General features: G+C 55.9%; 13 protein-coding genes. 10 read left to right on the forward strand and 3 right to left on the reverse strand.

The window, feature by feature from the left end; genetic code table 11:
• The first annotated feature begins 56 nt into the window (after positions 1–56).
• From QT231_RS20890 to QT231_RS20905, 4 genes are all read left to right on the forward strand, one after another.
• Complete coding sequence (locus tag QT231_RS20890; RefSeq protein WP_308338736.1) at positions 57–1205, forward strand: exonuclease SbcCD subunit D; 1149 nt, start codon at positions 57–59, stop codon at positions 1203–1205.
• The gene (locus QT231_RS20895; RefSeq protein ID WP_308338737.1) at positions 1202–4267 is read left to right on the forward strand and encodes an SMC family ATPase; all 3066 of its coding nucleotides are present in this window, start codon (positions 1202–1204) and stop codon (positions 4265–4267) included. Before QT231_RS20890 ends, QT231_RS20895 begins: the two co-directional genes overlap by 4 nt.
• 105 nt (positions 4268–4372) lie before the next feature.
• Complete coding sequence (locus tag QT231_RS20900; RefSeq protein ID WP_308338738.1) at positions 4373–5113, forward strand: tellurite resistance TerB family protein; 741 nt, start codon at positions 4373–4375, stop codon at positions 5111–5113.
• A complete protein-coding gene (locus QT231_RS20905) occupies positions 5113–5592 on the forward strand; it encodes a phosphatidylglycerophosphatase A (RefSeq protein ID WP_308338739.1) in 480 nt (159 codons plus the stop codon). Before QT231_RS20900 ends, QT231_RS20905 begins: the two co-directional genes overlap by 1 nt.
• 106 nt (positions 5593–5698) lie before the next feature.
• Here the strand turns inward: QT231_RS20905 and QT231_RS20910 are convergent, their stop codons facing one another.
• On the reverse strand, positions 5699–7081 hold the full coding sequence (locus tag QT231_RS20910) for an NAD-dependent succinate-semialdehyde dehydrogenase (RefSeq protein WP_308338740.1): 1383 nt from the start codon (positions 7079–7081) through the stop codon (positions 5699–5701).
• 489 nt (positions 7082–7570) lie between these two features.
• On the opposite strand from QT231_RS20910, the gene QT231_RS20915 reads away from it, so the two are divergent.
• The 3 genes from QT231_RS20915 (at position 7571) to QT231_RS20925 (ending at position 11919) form a co-directional block, all read left to right on the forward strand.
• On the forward strand, positions 7571–8743 hold the full coding sequence (locus tag QT231_RS20915) for an iron-containing alcohol dehydrogenase (protein ID WP_308338741.1): 1173 nt from the start codon (positions 7571–7573) through the stop codon (positions 8741–8743).
• Positions 8744–8818: 75 nt separating this feature from the next.
• A complete protein-coding gene (locus QT231_RS20920) occupies positions 8819–10240 on the forward strand; it encodes a hypothetical protein (RefSeq protein WP_308338742.1) in 1422 nt (473 codons plus the stop codon).
• A 92-nt stretch (positions 10241–10332) separates the two neighbouring features.
• On the forward strand, positions 10333–11919 hold the full coding sequence (locus tag QT231_RS20925) for a sigma 54-interacting transcriptional regulator (RefSeq protein ID WP_308338743.1): 1587 nt from the start codon (positions 10333–10335) through the stop codon (positions 11917–11919).
• Between the two features lie 17 nt (positions 11920–11936).
• On the opposite strand, the gene msrA is transcribed toward QT231_RS20925, so the two are convergent.
• Positions 11937–12620, reverse strand: coding sequence for a peptide-methionine (S)-S-oxide reductase MsrA (gene msrA, locus QT231_RS20930; RefSeq protein WP_308338744.1), 684 nt, complete (start codon positions 12618–12620; stop codon positions 11937–11939).
• 121 nt (positions 12621–12741) lie between these two features.
• Positions 12742–13662, reverse strand: a complete 921-nt coding sequence (locus tag QT231_RS20935) for a LysR family transcriptional regulator (protein WP_308338745.1) — start codon at positions 13660–13662, stop codon at positions 12742–12744.
• A 150-nt stretch (positions 13663–13812) separates the two neighbouring features.
• Between QT231_RS20935 and QT231_RS20940 the strand changes: the two genes are divergently transcribed.
• The 3 genes from QT231_RS20940 to QT231_RS20950 all read left to right on the forward strand — a co-directional run bounded on the left by QT231_RS20940 (position 13813) and on the right by QT231_RS20950 (position 17453).
• Positions 13813–15324: a CoA-acylating methylmalonate-semialdehyde dehydrogenase gene (locus QT231_RS20940; RefSeq protein WP_308338746.1), complete on the forward strand. Its 1512-nt coding sequence runs from the start codon at positions 13813–13815 to the stop codon at positions 15322–15324.
• A 26-nt stretch (positions 15325–15350) separates the two neighbouring features.
• Positions 15351–17042 (forward strand): GMC family oxidoreductase N-terminal domain-containing protein, encoded by a 1692-nt coding sequence (locus tag QT231_RS20945; protein ID WP_308338747.1) that lies wholly within the window; start codon positions 15351–15353, stop codon positions 17040–17042.
• Between the two features lie 204 nt (positions 17043–17246).
• A complete protein-coding gene (locus QT231_RS20950; RefSeq protein WP_146873326.1) occupies positions 17247–17453 on the forward strand; it encodes a cold-shock protein in 207 nt (68 codons plus the stop codon).
• Positions 17454–17650: the final 197 nt, after the last annotated feature.

Genomic DNA, 17650 nt, shown 5'->3' on the forward strand with positions numbered 1-17650 from the left:
ACGCAGCCCTATTAGGTTGTTATGATGCCGCTACACTATTTGCAGTTGAGCTTGTTATGCGTCTACTTCACACCGCCGATTGGCACCTGGGGCGGCTGTTCCACAACCTTTCGTTGCTGGATGATCAGCGCCATGTGCTCGATCAACTCATTGAGATCATCGACCGGGAGAATGTCGATGCGGTGCTGATTGCGGGCGATATCTACGACCGCTCGGTGCCACCCGCGGCGGCGGTAACGCTGCTGGATGACGTGCTCCACGCGCTCTGCGAGGAGCGCAAGCTGCCGGTAATCATGATCTCAGGCAACCACGACGGGGCCGAACGGTTACGCTTCGGTGCCCGCCACCTGCGCCAGGCCGGGCTGCATATTCTTTCTGATCTCGCCGATTTCGCTACCCCCGTCACGCTAACGATTAAGGGCGTTGAGGTGGATGTGTTCGGCATTCCTTACGCCGACCCCGAACATGTGCGCAGCCAGTTTGATGTCAATACGCGCGATTTTGACGCCGCTCACCGCTATCTGGTTGAGTGCATTAGCGAGCAGCGCCACCCTACACGCCCCTGTGTGTTGATGAGCCACTGCTTTGTGGATGGTGGCAGTGCTTCTGATTCCGAGCGCCCGCTGACCCTGGGCGGTGCCGAAAGCGTCGCTTGGAAGCCGATGCAAGGCTTTGATTACGTGGCGCTTGGCCATCTCCACGGCCCGCAATATCGCGGCGGTGAGCATATCCGCTACAGCGGCTCGCTGCTCAAATACAGCTTTTCCGAAGCCAGCCAGCGCAAAGGCGTCACGCTGGTGGATATCGACGCGTCCGGCGTCAGCCGGATCGAACAGATCCCGCTGATACCCCACCGTGAAGTGCGCGTACTGGAGGGCGAGATTGATGCCTTGATCGCCCAGGGGCGAACAGACCCGCACGCGGATGACTACCTGCTGGTGCGGCTTACCGATCGCCACGCGATACTCGACCCCATGGGCAAGCTGCGCGAGGTGTATCCCAACGTCCTGCATTTGGAAAAGCCCGGTATGCTGGACGCCCGCGGCAGTCAGCAGCTTGATCGTGAGCGGCTGAAATTCAGCACCCTGGATATGTTCAGCGACTTCTTCGCCCAGACCAGCGGCGAGCCCATGACCGACCAACAAACCGAGGCGATAAGCAGACTGATAGGCGAGCTTAGCCGTGATGAAGAGGCTCAGGGATGACACCGCTAACCCTTACCATGCAGGCATTTGGGCCCTTTGCGGGTAGTGAGACCATCGACTTCACCGCGTTGGGCAGAAGCCCACTGTTTCTCATTAATGGCCCCACCGGCGCCGGCAAAAGCTCGATTCTTGATGCGCTCTGTTTTGCGCTTTACGGCCAGACCACCGGCAATGAGCGCGACCCTGTACAGATGCGCTGTGACCAGGCTGATGCCACGCTGCTGACCGAAGTAACGCTGGATTTTCGCCTGCGTGGAGTCGATTACCGGGTTCGGCGCGTGCCCCAGCAGGAGCGCCCCAAAGCGCGCGGCGAAGGCACCACCACCCATAACGCTGAAGCTCAGCTGTGGCGCTTGAGCGCGGAGGGTGAGCAGGAAACCTGCCTGGTCGCGCGCAAGGTCAACGATGCCACTACGGAGCTGCAAACCCTGATCGGCCTGGATGCTAACCAATTCCGTCAGGTCATGGTGCTGCCCCAGGGCAAATTCCGCGAACTGCTGTTGGCAGGCTCCAAAGAGCGTGAGGTGATTCTCTCCCAGTTGTTCCAAACGCAAATTTTTCAGCGTATTGAAGAGCGTTTGCGTACCCAGGCCAATCAAATCGAACGGGCGGTGAATGACCATCGCCAGCATATTAGCGGCATTCTCGCCGGTGGCGAGCTGGAAAGCGAAGCCGCATTAGCGCAAGAGCAAGAGGCGCTGACACCCCAGGTTGAACAGGCACGGCAACGCTTTGAGGCCGCCCAGCAGCAGCGTCGTAGCGCCGAACGGCAGCGCGACGAAGCCCAGGCGCTGCAGCGCCAATTTGAGGCCCGGGAGTCGCTAGCGGCGGATAAAGCCCGCCATCTTGAGCAACACGCTGAAATAGAAAGCAGTAAGGAGCGTTTAGCGCAAAGCACCCACGCCCAGGCGCTGCGCCCCCAGAGGGCTGCCCTAGACCAAGCGCAGCAGGCGTTGACCTCCGCCCAAGCCGAGCAGCGCCAGGCGCAAGCTGCGTTAGCCACCCAGCGCACTAACGTCGAACAGGCGCAGCAGGCGTTGGAAACCGCACGTCAACGTCAGGCAGAACACCCCGCGCTACGCGAGCGGCACCACCAAGTGGGTGAATTTATCCAGAAGGGCCAGCAGCTCAGTGAGTTGCAGATGCATTTTCAAACGGCGCAGGCCGTCTGGCAACAAATGGATGGGGCGCTCAAGCGTGATGAAAAGCAGCTAGACAGCATTCGCCAGCAGGGTGAAGCCACAAGCGTTAATCTGGAGCGTTTACAGACAGAGTTTCAGCAACTGGCCAGCGCCCCCGCTGAACTAAGCCGTCATAACCACCTGTTGGCCCAACGCCAAGAGTTGGATGAGCTCAGCCGGCAGGGGCAGGAGTTAACCGCTCAACAACAGCAGGCAAAGGAGGCACTCAACCATCAGCAAAGCGAAACCGAACGCGCTGAGCGCCATGCCACTGAGCAGGAGATGCGCTGGCACCAAGGGCAGGCCGCGCTATTAGCGCTGACTCTGGAGCAGGATGCGCCTTGTCCGGTGTGCGGCAGCCTGGAGCATCCAGCCCCAGCGGTTAACAGCGCCGAGTTGGTCACCCAGGCGCAGGTTGAAGAAGCCAGAGCGGCCCAAGAGCAGGCACGCCAGGCACGCCAGAGCGCCGAACGCCACCACCATCAGCTAACCCAGCAGATTAACTACAACAGAGAGCAAGCCCAGCGGTTGACCCAACAGTTGGGCGAGTGGGCTAACCAGCCGCTGATAACGCTGCAAAAAGCCTGTGAAGGCTTACACCACCAAGTGCAGCGCCAGGAAAAGGTTGAGGGTGAGATTAGCCAGCAGACCGCTGCCCGGGATGCGCTGCGCCGGGAGTGGGGCACTCTGGATAAACAGCTTAAAGCCCAGGAACCCGAAGTTGAAAGGGCTAAAGAGAACGCTTTGCGCCTAGAGAGTCAGCGTGATCAACTGACTCAGTCGCTACCGGTAGATGCCCGCGACCCAGCGGCGATGCGCCAAACCCTGGCTGAGCTGGAGCAGCAAATCGTCCAGCTCGAAAAAGCCTGGGAGAGCGCTCAGCAGGCCCTTTCGACCAGCCAAACCCAACTGGCGCGGGCGGAAGAGCAGTTACGTGGTGCTAGCGAACGCGTCGAGCGTCACCAACAGGAGCAAGAGCAGGCGCAAACCGAGTGGCAAGCAGCGCTGCAGGCCAGCCCCTTCGAAGATGACGCGGCGTTTCAGGCGTCGCAGTTGGACGACCCCCAGCAGCAAGAGCTGACGCGTCAAGTCGAAACGTATCAACAGCGCCTGGCTGAACTGGAGGGCGCGCTGCAGAATTACCAAACCCAACTGGCGGGTAAAACGCCGCCAGATCTCGCTGCGTTGACCCGGCTAACCGAGGCTGCCCAAGCGGAAGAGAACACCCAGCTAGAGGCGTGGCGAACGCTTGACGGCAGGCTAACCATGCTCAAAGGCATTCACCAAAAACTTGCTGCGGCCCATGCTGCCCAGGCCGAACTGGAAGCCCAGTACCAGCTATGGGGCACGCTCAGCGAAGTGGCCAATGGCCGCACTGGGCACCGTATTAGCCTGCAACGCTTTGTGTTGGGCGTACTGCTGGATGATGTGCTGATTCAAGCCTCCGAGCGTTTGGTGCGCATGAGCCGCGGACGCTATCAGTTGGTGCGCCGGGAAGATCCCTCAAAAGGCAATAAAGCGTCAGGCCTGGAGCTTGATGTAGCCGATACCTATACAGGCAAAAACCGCTCGGTAGCGACGCTCTCCGGCGGGGAGTCGTTTATGGCAGCGCTCTCGCTGGCCCTGGGGCTGTCGGATGTGGTGCAGGCGTATGCTGGCGGCATTCAACTGGATACGCTATTTATCGATGAGGGCTTTGGTAGTCTGGATCAAGATGCCTTGGATCAAGCCATCGCCATGCTCAGCGAGTTGCAAATGGGCGGCCGCATGATCGGGGTGATCTCCCACGTCAGCGAACTCAAAGAGCAAATGCCAGTCCGTATAGAGGTGCGTGCCAGCCGCCACGGTAGCTCGGTGGAGGTAAAGGGCGCACTTTTGTAAGGACTGGCGTGGCGCTAGTTCATGCTGCGTTCATATAGAATGTTTTATAAGCTAAGTTGTCTGGCAAACGGGCCCTAAAGATATTATCTACCTAGGAGTACAAGGATGAACGCAAGCAAGATTTTACAGCAGTTGATGCAGCAAGCTGGCGGTAGCCAGAAGGGCGGTAGCAGCAGCGGGGTCGATGTTAAAGGTATGCTGAGCGGGCTTTCAAAGCAGTTGGGCGGTGGCAGCAGTCAAGGTGGCGGCTCCTCCAGCGGTTTTGATATGAAAAGCCTGCTTGGCGGCGGCGCCATGGGCATGTTGGTCGGCTCCAAGCGCGGCCGCAGCATGGGGGGTAAAGCGCTGAAGTATGGTGCCATTGCTGGGGTAGGCGTGCTGGCGTGGAAAGCGTGGCAGAGCTCCCAGGCGGCAAAAAATGGCAATACTCAACAGAGTGCTACCCAAAACGCATCGGAAGGCGAGCGGGTAGAAGTACTTAGCGGCGAGTATCAGGAGCGGAGAAGCCTTGAGCTACTCCAGGCGATGATTATGGCCGCCCGGGCCGATGGCCATATTGATGAACAGGAGCAGGCGCTGATTACCGAACAGATCGACGCTTTAGGGGCTGACCAGGAGATGCATAACTGGGTGGAGCAGCAGCTAAAAGCGCCGCTGGACGCCCAGGCGCTGGCTCGTGAAGCGGACTCCCCCCAGGCGGCCCGCGAAATGTACCTGATCAGCGTTGCCGTGACCGACGAGCAGAACCCCATGGAGCGCGCCTGGCTAGATCAATTGGGCAGTGCCCTCAATTTACCCAAAGAGATGACCGCGGAACTTGAGCGCCAAGCGCAGCAGGCTGGTTAATGCTGGAAACGGTTAATTTCTGGGTAGCGATTGGATTTGGTTTAGGGCTTGCGCCCATTGCGCCAGGCACGTTTGGTTCATTATTGGGCATACCGCTGGCGTGGTGGTTATTTGGACGCCCGCTTGGGCAGCAGGGCGCTATCATAGCGGCTCTAATAGCGCTCGCTGTTCCCGTGTGCCACTTCGCCTCGCAACAGTTTGCGGTTGTAGACCATGGCAGCATCGTCGCCGATGAGTATGTGGCGTTCCCGCTGGCGGTTATCGGGCTGCAAGCAGCACGCAATCCGCTGGTAATGGCATTAGCGTTTGGTGTTTACCGATTTTTCGATGGATTGAAGCCGCCGCCGATTCATCTGGCAGAGTATGTTCATGGCGGTTTTGGCATCGTGTTAGACGATGTGATTGCTGCGCTGGCGACCTGGCTGGTGATGGCGCTCGTGTTAAAACTTTGGCGGCACTGGGCGTCTCATCGCGCTTAAACTCATCGCACTTAAAAGAGTGGGAAGAAAAAAGCGCCGCTAACCTAATGTAAAGCTAGCGGCGCTCTATTTTGACGACTACTTACGGTTGTGAGTGATTAACGCATTACTCTTGAACGACAATCACCGACTTGGCGTTGACGAACTCGTGCATGCCGAAGCCACCATGTTCGCGGCCGTAGCCGGAGTTTTTAACGCCGCCAAAGGGCATTTCCGGCGTAGCAACGCCAAAGCCATTGATAAACACCATGCCGGTGTCAAAGTACTTACTGGCAAGCTCGGTGGCGCGTTTCACATCTTTAGAGATGATGCCGCCACCCAGACCGTAACGGCTGTCGTTGGCAATGCGCATGGCGTCTTCGTCATCCTTGGCACGAATCAGCGCAGCGACGGGGCCAAACAGCTCATCGTCATAGGCGGGCTGACCGGGGGTAACGTTATCCAGCACGGTGACTGGGTAAAACGCGCCCTTACCGGATGGTTTTTCACCACCGCAGAGAATCTTAGCGCCTTTGCGCACACTCTCTTCAACCTGTTCATGAAGATCGTCGCGTAGATCAACGCGAGCCATCGGGCCCAAGTCGCTATCTTCTTGGGTCGGGTCACCCGCTTTAAGCGACTGCATGCGTTCTACATAGCGCTTTTTAAACGTCTCGTAGTTCTTGTCAGTGACCACAAAACGCTTGGCCGCGACGCAGGTTTGCCCACCGTTGTAGACGCGCCCCTGTACGCAGGTGTCGATGGCCACATCCATATCGGCGTCATCGAGTACCAGATAAGCGTCGTTAGAACCCAGCTCAAGCACGGTCTTTTTCAGGTTCTCAGCGGCTTTAGCGCCGACTTTACGGCCTGCGCCATCGCTACCTGTGAGCGTTACGCCACGTACCGCAGAATGAGCAATCACCTCATCAGAAACATCGTGAGAGATCACCAGCGTACGGAAGACGTTTTCCGGAAGACCCGCTTCGCGGTAGATTTTTTCCAGCAGCAGACCGCTACCGGTCACGTTTTCAGCGTGTTTTAGCAGCACGCCATTACCCGCCATAATATTGGCGATGGAGTAACGGATCACCTGATACGCCGGGAAATTCCAGGGCTGAATGCCGTAGATCACACCCATGGGTGAGTAGGTCACAAAGCCACGCTCGCCGTTGCCAGGTTGGCGCTCTTCGTCGGCTAGCTTTTTGGGGCCATGTTCTGCGGTGTAGTCACAGATGCCGGTACACAAGTCCACTTCCTGGCGGGCCTCAGAAGGCAGTTTGCCCATCTCTTTGACCATCAGGTCGGCAAGCTCGTCTTTATGCTTTTGCAGCGCTTGGCCAATGGCTTTGACCGTTTTGGCGCGGCTTTCCAGAGACTCCAGGCGCCAATCGAGAAACGCCTCGTAGCAGTCGTCTACTACCTGCTTGGCTTCTGCGCTGCTCATCAACGCGTAGGTTTCGAGGGTTTCACCATTGGTGGGGTTAATCGTCTTGATACTGTTGCTCATAAGATCTCCTATCTATAGATCAACGTTAGGTCAAAGCGTCCATCTCCAGGGCGCCTAATCGACCGGTCTATTACTAGTGCATGGTCACTGTAGTACAAAAAGAACGACCATGCATAACATTGCTGTTACCTATCCGGCAGCAGTAAGAGCGATCAGTTCCAAGTCTTGTTCATGGAGTTAATGTGAGCCTTTAACGCTCAGGCAGTTAGTAGTCGTGAACACGCGAGTTGTCCAGCGCCAAGCCAAATGGTTGAGCTGATATCCACTGATGTTGATGCATATTGTCATCAAGGCGGCTGATTTCGATGAATTTTTGCTTTCATTGCTCTTCCCTTTTTTTTGTTCAAGTTATTTCTTGTTTTTAATCAGTTGCTTATGGGTTTTTGGTGATTGGCATGACGTTTGCTAAGCAAGAGGTGTCCAGTGTTATCACTTGAGTGATGACGGCGCTGGTAAAACAACCAATAAAACGCTGATAGGAAACGGCAAATGCAGTTAAGTAACCCTAATCAAGTGAGCAGCTTTAAAAGTGCCGGTAAGTTGATTACCGGCCATGGGGCTGCACAGCAGTTGCAGCCATACGTTCAATCGCTGGGAATGAAGTGCCCATTGCTTGTTACCGACAGCGGTGTGGTGGCTTCAGGCACGCTGGAGATCGTCACTGAACAGCTTATGGCGCTCAATGTGCCCTACGAGGTGTTTGATCAGGTAACGCCCGAGCCGGAAGTGGAAATTGTTGAACTCTGCACCCGGGCTTTTATTGCTGGCCAGCACGATAGCGTAATCGCCGTAGGCGGTGGCAGTGCGATGGATATCGCTAAATGCGTAGCGGTATATGCGCAGTACGAGGGCCCGCTTGAAGAGTTATTTGGTGAGAATAAAGTTGCCCAACGCAAAATACCTTTAATAGCCATGCCCACCACGGCGGGCACAGGCTCTGAAGTGACTAATATTGCGATTTTGTCGGATAAAGCCCAGCAAATGAAGAAAGGTGTCGTAAGTGATTGCTTACTGCCTGATGTCGCTATTGTGGCGCCTGAGCTGACGTTGAGCTGCCCGCGTTCTGTCACGGCGGCTAGTGGGGTAGATGCGCTGGTGCACGCGGTGGAAGCCTACCTTTCAAACTTTGCTACACCCATCACCGATGCATTGGCAGTAAAGGCCATGAATCTGATTGTGCATGCGCTGCCAAAGGCGTTTGCCAACCCAAACCATTTGCAAGCCCGCGAGGATATGGCCACCGGTAGTCTGCTGGCGGGGCTGGCATTTGGTAATGCTGGTGTAGGGGCGGTGCATGCGTTGGCGTACCCGCTAGGTGGGCGTTACCAATTGGCTCATGGGGTGACCAATGCGCTCTTGCTGCCCTTCGTTATGGAGTGGAACAAGCTGGCGTGCGTGGAGCGCTTTCGCGGCATTGCGGTGGCCTTTGACGAACCCGTCGTTGAACTTTCTGATGATGCAGTAGCAGATGCCGTCATTAAGCGCATGCATAAACTATGCGCCGATGTGGCCATCCCTTCCGGCTTGCGTTCGTTTGATATACCTGAATCTGCCATTCCTGAACTGGCCGCCGAGGCGATTAACGTTGAACGCCTGCTGCGCAATAACCCGCGTGTGTTAACCCAGGCGGATATTGAAGCGATTTATCGTGCTGCTTATTAAAGTCTAATAAAGACAATCGCTTATATAAGCACACCTATTAAAAACACTAACAACTTTAAAACAGGAGTCCATGCCATGAGCGCTTGGAAACATCGCGTCGACGGTGAAGAGAGCCCGTACACCCCGTTAGGGCCATTTAAGCTACGCCTGCCATTTTACCATTACCGTTTTGAACTGCCTGATTACCTGCAAGGGCTATTGATGTGTGCGGTGGATCTTGCTGCCATTCCATTAATGATGCAGCTATTAGGTATACCATTTGAGGCGGCTCTGGCTATTGTGATTTTAAATGGTCTGCTCTATTTGATGCATCACCTGCTGGGCGACCCGGTCATTCCTGGGTGGATTACCCCTGCTATTCCTTTGTTGATGGCTTATGTCTCAACCTTTCCAGAGGGGGTAGACAGAGTTCATGCGCTGATTGCCTTCCAGATGCTGCTGGGGATTCTTGCCCTTGGGCTTGGGGTAACGGGCATGGCGAGTAAAGTGGTGCGGCTGATTCCGTCTGCTATTAAAGCAGGGGTTATTATGGGCGCTGGGCTAGCGGCCATTGTCGTGGTGTTTGATGAGGGTGGCCGTTTTGAGCAGTACCCGTTTACCATTGCGATTGCCGTAGGCGTTGCGTTTTATCTGATTTTTTCTCGGCACTTTAATCAGTTGAAAGCGCAGGGCGGACTTTGGGGCGCGATCGGTAAGTTGGGTATTTTCCCCATTATTGTACTGGCAATCATTGTGGCTCCACTGTTTGGTGAAGCGCCGTGGCCTGATGTGGAGTGGGGATTTAGCCAGCCTGATTTCGCGCTGATGTTTAGCGAATACACGGTGTTCGGCGTTGGCTTACCGCCCCTGACGATGTTTTTGACTGCGCTACCTACGGTTATCGCCGCTTACATTGTGCTGTTTGGCGATGTGCTGCAAAGCAAGGCGTTGCTGGAAGAAGCTGACGAAAAGCGCCAAGACGAAAAAATTGACTATAGCCCCAACCGGGCGCACATGATTTTTGGTGGGCGTAATTTCGGGATGAGTATTTTAGGCCCTGATGTGGTGATGTGTGGCCCGCTGTGGGCTGCAATGCATGTGGTAACGGTGGAGCGTTACAAGCAGGGCAAAGCGGCGATGAACTCTATCTTCGGCGGCTCGGGTTCATTCCGCTGGGGGACGAATACCGGTTTGTTGCTGTTACCGATTGTGAGCTTGGTGGAGCCCATCCTGGGGATTGCGCTGGCGCTGACGCTGTTGATTCAGGGTTACGTTAGTGTGCGTATTGGCATTATGGAGGCACGCAGCCAGCGTGACTTGGGTATCGCGGGCATTATTGCTGCCATGCTCGTCATTAAAGGGGCTACCTGGGCTTTTGCGGTAGGTATCTTGCTCTGCGCGTTAATTTACGGCAAACGCTTCTTCTCAGGCGAGGTGGATAAAACTTTCGTGAAGGATTGGGATGAGGCATCGCTACCACAGACTGATCCTGAACCAGAGGTGCCTTTGCGCAAATAACAGACTCTGCCTTTATAGTGCTTAAACGCTATTGGATTGAGAACCAGCGTCTACCGTGAAAGCGGTAGGCGCGGTCTATCAGGGGAGCTGTTATGCAACGTATCGAAGAGTGCCTTTCGTTGGAAGCCGCGCTACCACTATTTGATTTGCACGGTACGGATGCGGTGGAGGTATTTGATACCCAGGGCCAGGTGATAGGGGTATTAACCCGCACTGATATTGAAGAGGCGCAGCGCAATGCGGCATTAGGCCAGCTGGTGGGTAAGTGTATGCGTTATCGCGTAACAGGCATTAAACCCTCGGCGGAGGCTGAGAGCGTTGATGCGTCTGGCTTTGACCAAGAGCCATTACGTTCATTTCTGGATGCATTGCATGATGGTGTTTATATCACCGACGCCAATGGTATTACGGTGACGATCAATAAAGCTTACGAACGTATCACGGGTATTTCTCGAGCGGAGGTAGTGGGCTTTCATATGGCTGACTTGGTGAAGGCGGGGTTTATTTCTAAGTCAGCCTCATTGGAAGTTATCCGGGAACGCCGCCCGATTACGCTGGTGCAGACAATTCATGGCAGTCGCAAGATCGTTGTGACCGGTACGCCCATGTTCAGTGCTGATGGCTCGATTGCCTACGTGATTACCAGTGTGCGTGATATTACCGAACTGCTGCTGGCGAAACACGCCCAGGAGCAGTTGGAGCAAATCCAGCGCATTCGCGAGGCGTATAAAGTACCTGAGATAACGTCACTGAGTGCGCCTGGGGTGATCACCAGCCAGCAAACGGAACCCTGCTTTGCGCTTGCTAAGCGAGTGGCGAAATCAACCGCGAAGATCCTGATTCAAGGGGAAACGGGGACTGGTAAAACGCTGTTAGCGCGCTATATCCATCAGCAGAGTGACCGTGCGGAAGGGCCGTTTTTGGAGCTTAACTGTGCGGCATTTCCGGAAGGGTTGCTGGAAGCGGAACTGTTTGGTTATGCCCCCGGGGCGTTTACCGGGGCTACGCCAAGAGGTAAGCAGGGGCTATTGGATGTGGCCCATGGTGGCACGCTTTTTCTTGATGAAATCGGCGACCTTCCTCTCGCGTTGCAGGTGAAGCTACTCAAGGTGGTGGAAGAAAACCGCTATTTGCCAGTAGGCGGGACAGTTTTTCGTAAGACTAATGTGCGCCTGATTACCGCGACCCATCAGGATTTAAACGAACAGGTTAAGAAAGGGTGCTTCCGTGAGGATCTCTTTTATCGCATAAGCGTGGTGCCGCTATGGTTACCCCCTTTGCGGCAACGTCGCGATGAGGTAATCCCATTACTGAATTATTACCTAGATCACTTTAATCAGTTGCACGATGTTAAAAGGCGCTGGAACCCCGAGGCGTTGGAATTACTTTCGAACTACTCATGGCCTGGTAATATCCGCGAGCTGATCAATTTAACCGAGCGCTTAGCCGTCACGGCTGTAGAGGACGAGATCACTACCACTACGCTGCCGAGTGAGATATTTCCCGCTCAGCCCCTTAGTTTAGAGCCCGTGAGTGGTGATCTTCGACAGCAGGTTAAACGATTTGAGCAGCAACTCATTCAACAAGCGCTTGCCAAGCATGGCACGACACGCGCGGCAGCCGCTGTGCTGGGAATCGATCAGTCGACGTTAGTGAAAAAGCAGCGGCGCTGGCGTTAGAGCATATTGTTCACCCGCTATTCAAACGTAGGCCCACCGGCTTCTTCACCCCAGACTTCTTCCAGGCGACCATCACGACCACAGCTGTAACGGTAAAATTTATAGCGTACGGGGTTCTTTTGATAATAATCCTGGTGGTACTCCTCGGCAGGCCAGAAGGTTGTGGCCGGAACAATCTGTGTGGCAATGTCCCGGTCAAAACGCGCCTCCATTTCTGCTTTGGACGCTTCGGCCAGTTCGCGCTGCTCGTCATTGTGATAGAAGATCGCCGAACGGTACTGATCGCCCACGTCGCAGAACTGGCGGTCAACGGCAAAGGGGTCGATATTGCGCCAGAAGATTTCCAGTAGCTGCGCGTAGCTGATCTGTTCAGAGTCGTACTCGATTTGCACCACCTCAGCGTGGCCCGTGCCACCTCGGGAGATATCTTCATAGCTGGGGTTTTCAAGCTCGCCGCCGATATAGCCGGAAATGGTGGCACTGACGCCGGGTTGGTTGTCGTAAGGGGGTTCCATGCACCAGAAGCAGCCACCGGCAAACGTCGCCTCTGCATTGGCATGCTCTTGAGATGCCTGATCTTGAGAGGGTTGGTCTTGAGATGATTGGTCTTGAGACGATTGGGCGTAAAGTGGTGCACTGGCGAAGCCTACAACTGCCATGATCCACAGTGTTAAAGGGCGCAAGAGCGGAAGTCGGGTCATGTTGGTACTCCAGTGGTGGTGGCGAGTCATTGCTTGTTATTGAGTAGATTAGTAGCTTGAGACGCGATTTCCTTACAGCCATGGCTCTACAGCCATTCTCTTACAGTTGTTCTCTTACAAGCTAGCCGGGACGGTGTGGCCATACCTCATCCAGTGTGCTTAGCGCAGCTTTCACCGGCGGCTCGTTGGCGCTGTCGTGGCGCCAGATAAAGCTCAATGCGCAGGGTAGGCGAATGTTGTCGGCTACGGCTAGACCACTCTCCTGGCGCTCGGTCATCGCCAGGGCGTCCCGGGCCAGGCTTAGGCCAACGCCTGCGCGAACCAGGTCAAGCATGCAGGCCTCTTGATCAACCTGGGCCACCCGATTGGGCACTGCGCCGCTTGGCCCAAGCGCCTGTTTTAACAGCCGATGGTGGGCGGAATTTTGGGGGGTGACAATCCACGGCAGCGTCGCCAGGTGCTCCCAACGGGTATCCATAAGCCGGTTTTCCCAGCCTGCAGGGGCAATCACATGGTAGTGAAAATGCGTTAGCTCACGCCAGGCCAGCGCCGCATGCCCTTTGCCAGAGGCTAGGCCAGGGCCGTCGCCGGGCGGCGCCAGGTAAAAGCCGACATCTAAATCACCCTGTTCCACGCGGTTAAGCACGCTCCCGCTCATGCCATGCTGAAGCTCGGTTTCCAACTGCGGCGCACGGGCCATTAGGCGGCTTAAAAAGGCCCCCAGACGGAGGAATTCCGGGTCGACAATGGTGCCGATTGAGAGCTTGCCGCGCAGCGTGCTGTGCAGTGTTCCGGCGGTTTGCTCAAACGCCTGGGCGCTGGCCAGGGCTTTTTCAGCGGCGGGTAACAGCGCGTGGCCATCGGTCGTCAAGGCAAGCCCCTGGGGGCGGCGGCTGAACAGCGTGAGGCCCAAGTTCGCCTGTAGCTGCTTCAACTTTAGGCTAATGGCGGGTTGCGTCAGGTGTAGCTGCTCAGCGGCGCGTGACACGCTGCCCGTTCGTGCAACGGCCACGAAGGCGCGCAGTGTGGCGTAGTCCTGCATGATAGGCCTCAAATAGAACGCTGATATTAACAGAGCTTATAACTGGCTTTTGAATAACTCAATTGATCCGTTCGCTGGGCCCAGTAGGCTAGGCTGAAAGTAAGCATTCTGCACAAGCCCCCAACATGCGTTCTTAAAACAGGTACTCCCATGACAACAACAGCGATTCAGCACTTTATTAATGGCCAGGTTACCGCTGGTGACTCGTCTCAAACCCAGGATGTATTCAACCCCGCCACTGGCCGCGTTACTGGCCGCGTATCATTGGCTTCCCCGGTGGATGTTAATACCGCGGTAGAGGCCGCCCAAGCGGCTTTCCCAGCCTGGGCAGATACGCCGCCCATTCGCCGCGCCCGGGTAATGTTCAAGTTTTTGGAATTGCTGAACGCCCATAAAGATGAACTAGCCGAAGCGATCACCAAAGAGCACGGCAAAGTATTCACCGATGCCCAGGGTGAAGTGGCCCGCGGTATCGATATTGTTGAATTTGCCTGCGGTATTCCGCAGTTGTTAAAGGGCGATTACACCGAACAAGTGAGCACCGGGATCGATAACTGGACGACGCGCCAGCCGTTAGGCGTCGTCGCTGGTATAACGCCGTTTAATTTCCCGGCCATGGTGCCGATGTGGATGTTCCCGCTGGCGATTGCCGCGGGTAATACGTTTATTTTGAAACCCAGCCCGCTCGACCCCAGCGCTTCGCTGCTGATGGCCGACCTGCTGAAGCAGGCGGGCCTGCCCGATGGCGTGTTTAACGTTGTGCAGGGTGACAAAGACTCGGTGGAAGCCCTTATCGATCACCCACACGTTAAGGCGCTGTCGTTTGTAGGGTCTACGCCGATTGCCAACTTGATCTACGAGCGCGGTGCCCGCAATGGCAAGCGCATTCAAGCCCTCGGTGGGGCTAAAAACCATATGGTGGTGATGCCGGATGCGCACTTGGATAAAGCTGTCGATGCCTTGATTGGCGCCGCTTACGGCTCTGCCGGTGAGCGCTGCATGGCGATTAGCGTGGCGGTATTGGTCGGCGAAGTGGCGGATAAAGTCGTGCCTGCCCTGGCTGAACGTGCCAAGGCGCTGAAAGTAAAAGATGGTATGCAGCTGGATGCGGAAATGGGTCCCATTGTGACCCGTGAGGCTCATCAACGGATTACCGGCTATATCGAAAAAGGCGTGACGGAAGGCGCCGAACTGGTGGTCGATGGCCGCGGTTTTGATGCTGCATCGGCAGGGGAAGACTGCGCTGAAGGCTTCTGGATGGGCGGCACGCTGTTCGACAACGTCACCCCTGATATGACGATCTACAAAGAAGAAATTTTTGGCCCGGTACTGGTCTGCGTGCGGGTGTCGGATATTGCTACCGCGATCCAGTTGATTAATGATCACGAGTTTGGCAACGGCGTTAGCTGCTTTACCGAAAGCGGCACGGTGGCGCGGGAGTTTGGTCGCCGCATTCAGGTCGGCATGGTGGGCATCAATGTGCCTATTCCGGTACCCATGGCGTGGCATGGCTTTGGTGGCTGGAAGCGCTCGCTGTTTGGCGACACCCACGCTTATGGCGAAGAGGGCGTGCGCTTCTACACCAAGCAGAAATCCATCATGCAGCGCTGGTCAGACTCCATCGACGCAGGTGCTGAGTTTGTGATGCCTACGGCGAAGTAACACCTACACGTTATGGGAGCCAACGCATGCCAGCGCCAATTAATAACAGTGTCGACGATACCAAGAACTTCGACTATATCGTGATAGGAGCAGGCACCGCCGGGTGCCTGCTGGCTAATCGATTAAGCGCCAACCCTAATAACAAGGTGCTATTGATCGAAGCGGGCGGTCGCGATAACTACCACTGGATCCATATCCCGGTGGGCTATCTCTATTGCATCAATAACCCGCGTACCGATTGGCTGTTTCGCACCGAGCCAGACAAAGGGCTGAACGGTCGTTCTTTGATCTACCCGCGGGGCAAAACCCTGGGCGGCTGCTCAAGCATTAATGGCATGATCTATATGCGCGGCCAGGCACGGGACTACGACCACTGGGCGGAAGTCACCGGCGATGATGCCTGGCGCTGGGAGAGCTGCCTATCCGACTTTATCAAACATGAAGACCATTACCGCCTGGATGAGGGCGGCGATGCCGATGCCAAACACCGGGATTTTCATGGTCACGGCGGTGAATGGCGAATCGAAAAGCAGCGCCTCAAGTGGCAGGTGCTGGATGACTTTGCCGAAGCTGCCGTGCAAGCGGGCATACCCCGCACCGACGATTTTAACCGCGGCGCTAATGAGGGCGTGGCTTACTTTGAGGTTAATCAGCGCTCGGGCTGGCGCTGGAATACCGCCAAGGCATTTTTGCGCCCCGCGCTCAAACGCGACAACCTGACGCTATGGCACTCCACTCAAGTAAATCGCCTGTTGTTTGCAAACCGCGCAGACACGCTGCAATGCACAGGCGTGGAGGTAGAGCGTGAGGGCAGCGCCCTTCGTGTTGCGGCGAGCAGGGAAGTAGTGCTCTGCGCGGGCGCCATCGGCACGCCGCATCTTCTGCAGCTTTCTGGTGTAGGGCCAGCCGAGCTGCTGCGCGAACACGGCGTCGAGGTAGTCCATGAGCTTCGAGGCGTCGGTGAGAACCTGCAGGATCACCTGCAGATTCGCTCGATATATCGCATCACCAATGGCAAAACGCTAAACGCCATGGCTAGCACGCTGTGGGGTAAAGCGGGGATTGGCCTTGAGTACCTGCTTAAACGCTCGGGGCCGATGAGTATGGCGCCTTCGCAGCTGGGTGCTTTTACCCGCAGTACCCAAGATCAGCCGCATCCCAATATTCAGTACCACGTGCAGCCGCTAAGTCTGGAAGCCTTTGGACAGCCGTTACACCCCTACCCAGCGATTACCGCCAGCGTGTGTAATTTGAACCCTACCAGCCGGGGCACTGTGCGGCTTAAAAGCCGCGACCCACGCCAGGCCCCGGCGATTTCGCCTAACTACCTGAGCACCCCAGAGGATCGCAAGGTGGCGGCAGACTCACTGCGGGTGACCCGTCGCATCGCTGAGCAGCCAGCGTTTGCCAAATACTCGCCGGAAGAGGTCAAGCCTGGCGTCGAGTACCAAACCGATGATGAGCTAGCCCGGCTGGCCGGGGATATTGGCACGACTATTTTCCACCCCGTGGGCACTGCGCGAATGGGCCGCGAAGATGACGCTATGGCGGTGGTCGATGCACGGCTGCGGGTGCGCGGCATTAGCGGCTTGAGAGTGGCCGATGCGAGCGTTATGCCGACCATCACCAGTGGTAACACCAACTCACCCACGCTGATGATTGCGGAGAAGGCAGCCGGCTGGATACTCGAGCATGGCGAAGTTGCTGACAGCACTTAACGACAAGCGCTATTAATCAGCGTTTTATAGGGGGTGTTGACGTGGGCGGGGGTTAAGCGCACAATGTCAGCAGTTGGTTAGCAAGTCGAACGTTGTCAGCAGTGTAGAAGCGCCTCTAGCGTTAAATCTGGTGAAAGTCTCTTGTTATACCCACTGCAATTCGGGTATTTCCCGGTTTAATGAGCAACATCGAGGATTTTGATTATGGCAACTGGTACCGTTAAGTGGTTTAACGACACTAAAGGTTTTGGTTTTATTTCTCCTGACGACAATGGCGACGATCTGTTCGCGCATTTCTCTGAAATTCAGGCAGAAGGCTTCAAATCTCTGCAAGACGGCCAGAAGGTTTCCTTCGACGTCACTCAGGGTAAAAAAGGCCTTCAGGCTTCTAACATCAAAGTAGAAAGTTAATTCTTTTTACTAATATGTTAGCAATCACCGCTTAGCGTTGATTGACCAGAAAACCCCGCCAAACGCGGGGTTTTTTGTGTCGTGCGCCAGGCATGGCGCGCAGCGCCTTGACAGGCGCTGTTCCTGGGGGTGGTGCCTCAGGATGACTTGGGGGTGAAAGTCCCCTGCACGCCCGGCAAGGGGAAGTGCTAGCCGAC

Origin of the sequence: Halomonas sp. SpR1 (assembly GCF_031010175.1) — a bacterium.
Taxonomy (GTDB): domain Bacteria; phylum Pseudomonadota; class Gammaproteobacteria; order Pseudomonadales; family Halomonadaceae; genus Vreelandella.

What these genes read in the sequence shown, in the direction of transcription:
- QT231_RS20890 (WP_308338736.1), top strand. Translation starts at nt 57, where the DNA reads ATGCGTCTACTTCACACCGCCGATTGGCACCTGGGGCGGCTGTTCCAC.
- QT231_RS20895 (WP_308338737.1), top strand. Translation starts at nt 1,202, where the DNA reads ATGACACCGCTAACCCTTACCATGCAGGCATTTGGGCCCTTTGCGGGT.
- QT231_RS20900 (WP_308338738.1), top strand. Translation starts at nt 4,373, where the DNA reads ATGAACGCAAGCAAGATTTTACAGCAGTTGATGCAGCAAGCTGGCGGT.
- QT231_RS20905 (WP_308338739.1), top strand. Translation starts at nt 5,113, where the DNA reads ATGCTGGAAACGGTTAATTTCTGGGTAGCGATTGGATTTGGTTTAGGG.
- QT231_RS20910 (WP_308338740.1), bottom strand. Translation starts at nt 7,081, where the DNA reads ATGAGCAACAGTATCAAGACGATTAACCCCACCAATGGTGAAACCCTC.
- QT231_RS20915 (WP_308338741.1), top strand. Translation starts at nt 7,571, where the DNA reads ATGCAGTTAAGTAACCCTAATCAAGTGAGCAGCTTTAAAAGTGCCGGT.
- QT231_RS20920 (WP_308338742.1), top strand. Translation starts at nt 8,819, where the DNA reads ATGAGCGCTTGGAAACATCGCGTCGACGGTGAAGAGAGCCCGTACACC.
- QT231_RS20925 (WP_308338743.1), top strand. Translation starts at nt 10,333, where the DNA reads ATGCAACGTATCGAAGAGTGCCTTTCGTTGGAAGCCGCGCTACCACTA.
- msrA (WP_308338744.1), bottom strand. Translation starts at nt 12,620, where the DNA reads ATGACCCGACTTCCGCTCTTGCGCCCTTTAACACTGTGGATCATGGCA.
- QT231_RS20935 (WP_308338745.1), bottom strand. Translation starts at nt 13,662, where the DNA reads ATGCAGGACTACGCCACACTGCGCGCCTTCGTGGCCGTTGCACGAACG.
- QT231_RS20940 (WP_308338746.1), top strand. Translation starts at nt 13,813, where the DNA reads ATGACAACAACAGCGATTCAGCACTTTATTAATGGCCAGGTTACCGCT.
- QT231_RS20945 (WP_308338747.1), top strand. Translation starts at nt 15,351, where the DNA reads ATGCCAGCGCCAATTAATAACAGTGTCGACGATACCAAGAACTTCGAC.
- QT231_RS20950 (WP_146873326.1), top strand. Translation starts at nt 17,247, where the DNA reads ATGGCAACTGGTACCGTTAAGTGGTTTAACGACACTAAAGGTTTTGGT.